1 pseudogene is annotated in these 4,057 nt (G+C 71.4%); it reads right to left on the bottom strand.

What is annotated here, in order from left to right:
* A pseudogene (locus IG94_RS39390) lies at positions 1-4,036 on the bottom strand (amino acid adenylation domain-containing protein); the annotation flags it as partial.
* Positions 4,037-4,057: the final 21 nt, after the last annotated feature.

Consider the following 4,057-nt stretch of genomic DNA (forward strand, 5'->3'; position numbering starts at 1 on the left):
CTGCTGGGTGCGCAGCCATCCGGCGACCCGCCCCGACCAGGCGTCCAACTCGCCGTAGGTCAGCGACCGGTCACCGCATTCCACCGCCACCGCGTCCGGGGTGCGCCCCGCCTGCTCGGTGATGAGCTGAGGCAAGGACGCCCCGCGCAGGGTGCGTGTTGCTCCCTGCCAGCCGGACAGCACCCGCTCCCGCTCGGCGTCCTCCAGCACCTCCACCTCGGACACCCGGAGGTCCGGGTCCTGGGCCAGGGCGGTCAGCACGCGGACGAAACGCTCGGTGATGGACTGTGCGGTCTCCCGGTCGAAGAGGTCGGTGCTGTAGTCCAGCGCACCACCCAACGTGGCGGACTCGGACTCCGAAGTGGGGCGCCGTTCGGCGAGTCGGAAGGACAGATCGAACTTGGCGGCGCCGATTCCGACCGGTCGGCCGCTCACCTCCAGGCCGGGCAGGGAAGCGACGGCGGACGCCGCGCCCTGGTCCGTGTTGTTCAGGGTGAGCATGGTCTGGAAGAGGGGGTGCCGGGAGAGTGAACGCTCCGGGTTCACCGCTTCGACCAGCCGCTCGAACGGCAGGTCCTGGTGGGCGTAGGCGGTGAGGTCGGCCGTCCGCACCCGCTCCAGCAGCTCCGCGAAGGTGGGGTCCCCGGAGACGTCGGTGCGCAGCACCAGCGTGTTCACGAAGAAGCCGACCAGGTACCAGACCGCCGTATACGTCCTCCGGCAGCTCAAAGGTGACCCGGTCACCCACGTACGAGGCCGTGGCCGGCCTCGGGCGGTCGAACGGCAGCGAAAGCTCCGCCGGCAGATCCGACAACGAGTGCTTCCAGTAGTCCAGTTGGCGGCCGGCCTCACTGTCGGGGTCGTCCTCGGAGCCGAGGACTTCCCGCTGCCAGAGGCTGTAGTCGGCGTACTGCACCGGCAGCGGCGCCCACTCCGGGGCGGCACCCCGCACCCGGGCCGCGTACGCCGCCGTCAGATCCTGTGCGAGGGGGCCCATCGACCAGGCGTCGCCCGCGATGTGGTGGACGACAGCGAGCAGGACGTACTCCTCTTCGCCGAGCTCGAACAGGAAGGCGCGCAGGGGCGGTTCCTCGCTCAGCTCGAAGGGCGCGCGGGATGCGCGGTCCAGGTCCTCGGGCAGGTGTTCCTCGTCCGTGGCGGTCACCGTGAGAGACACCTCGGCGGTGTCCCGCACGATCTGGTACGGGCCCTCGGCGTCCTCCGCGAACACCGTCCGCAGGCTCTCGTGCCGGTCGACGACGTCCGCCAGTGCCAGCCGCAGCGCCTCCTGGTCCAGCGTCCCCGTCATCCGCAGGGCGACGGGCAGGTTGTAGGTGGCGCTGGGACCCTCGAAGCGGTGCAGGAACCACAGCCGCCGCTGGGCGTACGACAGCGGAACCCGGGCGGGCCGGGAGACGGTGGCCCGAAGCGGCTTCCGCGTGCCGGTCGCGGTGTCCAGCGCGGCCGCCAGTTCGGCGACCGTGGGCGCCTCGAACAGCCGGCGTACGGCGATCTCGGTGTCCAGGACGGTGCGGATGCGGCTGACGAGTTTGGTGGCGAGCAGGGAGTGGCCGCCCAGGGCGAAGAAGTCGTCGTCGATGGTGACCGAACCGACGCCGAGTACTTCGGCGAAGAGGGTGCAGAGAATGTCCTCGCGGGGGGTACGGGGTGCGCGTCCCTCGCTGGTTCCCTGGTCGTAGTCGGGCGCCGGCAGAGCGCGGCGGTCGAGCTTGCCGTTGGGGGTGAGGGGGAAGGAGTCCAGGGTGACGAAGGCCGAGGGCACCATGTAGTCCGGCAGGTGGGCGGCGAGATGCGCCCGCACCTCGGCCGTCTCCACCGCTTCGGCTGCCGGGACGAGGTAGGCGACGAGGCGCCGGTCTCCGGGGCGGGCCTCGCGGACGAGTACGGCGGCCTGGGCCACCCGCTCGTGTCCGGCGAGCACGGTTTCGATCTCGCCCAGCTCGATCCGGAAACCACGCAGCTTGACCTGGTCGTCGACGCGGGAGAGGTACTCCAGCTCCCCGTCCACCGTCCAGCGGACGAGGTCGCCGGTGCGGTACATCCGGGTGCCGGAGGGACCGTGGGGGTCGGCGACGAACCGTTCGGAGGTCAGCCCCGGTCGGCCGTGGTAACCGCGGACGACGCCGTCACCGGCGATGTAGAGCTCGCCCGGCACTCCGGCCGGAACGGGCCGGAGTGTGCCGTCGAGGACGTAGACGCGGGTGTTGGCGATCGGGCGGCCGATCCGCGGCAGGCGTGCACCGTCTGCGGTCACCGGCCATTCCGTGGACCAGATCGTCGTCTCTGTCGGCCCGTACAGGTTGATCACCGACATCGCCCGTTGGACGAGCGCCTCGGCCAGGTCGGCGGGCAGAGCTTCGCCACCGACCAGCACCCGCACCCCGGCCAGCGCCGAAGCGTCCTCAGCCAGCATCGCCCGCCACAGGCTCGGCGTCGCCTGCATCACGGACACACCCGCCGACCGCACCAAACCGCACAACGCGACCGGGTCCCGGACGACATCCCGCTCCGCGAGCGTGATCGAAGCGCCCGACAACAAGGGCACGAAGAGTTCGAGTCCGGCGATGTCGAACCCGACCGTGGTCACCGCTACCAGGCGGTCCCCGGCGCCGAGTTCGAAGCGGTCACGCATCGCCGTCAGGAAGTTCACCAGCGCGCCCTGCGGCACGACCACACCCTTCGGGCGTCCCGTCGACCCCGATGTGTAGATCACGTAGGCCGGGTTCGCGAGAGCCGGGCGGGTCAGGGGCTGGTCGCCCGCGGGCCGCGACAGAGCCTCGCTGGTCTCGGGGGCGTCCAGCAGCAGCCGCGGTACGGCCGGTTCCTCCGGCAGTACGGGGGCCAGGTCGCTGATGGTGACGAGCAGGACGGGGTTGGCGTCGTCCAGCATGTACGCCAGCCGTTCGGCCGGGTACTCGGTGTCCAGCGGGAGGTAGGCGGCGCCGGTCTTCCAGACCGCGAGCAGGGCCACGACGAGGTCCACGGACCTGGGCAGGGCCACCGCCACGAACCGTTCGGCGCCGGCCCCGCGCTCGACCAGCACACGGGCCAGCCGCTCCGCACGGGAGTCCAACTCCTCGTACGACAGTGCTTCCCCGCCCGCGACCACGGCCTCGGCGGCCGGGTTCGAGGCAACCCGCTCCTCGAACAGCTCCACCACCGAACGCCCCGGCACCTCACGAGCCGTGTCGTTCCAGAGTTCGAGCAGGCGCCCGCGCTCGGCCCCGGCGAGGATCTCGATGTCGCCGACCTTGACGTCCGGGGTGGTGACCGCGTGGTCCAGGAACCGGAGGAGCCGGTCGACGAGGGTGCCGGCGGTGACGCGGTCGAACAGGTCGGTGCTGAACTCCAGTACGCCGTGCAGGGAGGTCACCCGGCCGTGCGGGTCGCGGCGCTCCGTGTAGCCGAAGGCCAGGTCGAACTTGGCGACGGACGACTCGATCGGCTCCCGCTCGGCCCGGAGGCCGGGCAGGTCGCCGAGGGAGTCCAACGCGCCCTGGTAGTCGGTGTTGTTGAGCGTGAGAAGCACCTGGAAGAGGGGGTGCCGGGCGAGCGAGCGCTCCGGGTTGACCGCCTCCACCAGCCGCTCGAACGGCAGGTCCTGGTGGGCGTAGGCACCGAGGTTCCGCTCACGGACCCGGTCCACCAGCTCGGCGAACGTCGGGTTCCCGGAGGTGTCCGTGCGCAGCACCAGCGTGTTCAGGAAGACGCCTACCAGGTCGTCGAGCGCTTCGTCGGTACGGCCCGCGATCGGCGTGCCCAGCGGGATGTCCGTGCCCGCGCCGAGCCGGGTCAGCAGGGCGGCGAGGGCCGCCTGGAGCACCATGAACGGGCTCGCCTGAACGCGCCCGGCCACCTCACTGACGCGCGCGTACAGCTCTGCGGGGATTTCGAAGGGGATGCGGTCGCCGCGGTAGGTGGCGACGGCGGGGCGGGGGCGGTCGTAGGGGAGTTCGAGCTGGTCGGGGACGCGTAGGCGGCCGTGAGGTCGCGGGCCAGCGGAGCCCTGGACCATGCGTCACTCACGATGTGGTGC

The sequence above is a fragment of the Streptomyces olivaceus genome (genome assembly GCF_000721235.1).
GTDB lineage: Bacteria > Actinomycetota > Actinomycetes > Streptomycetales > Streptomycetaceae > Streptomyces > Streptomyces olivaceus.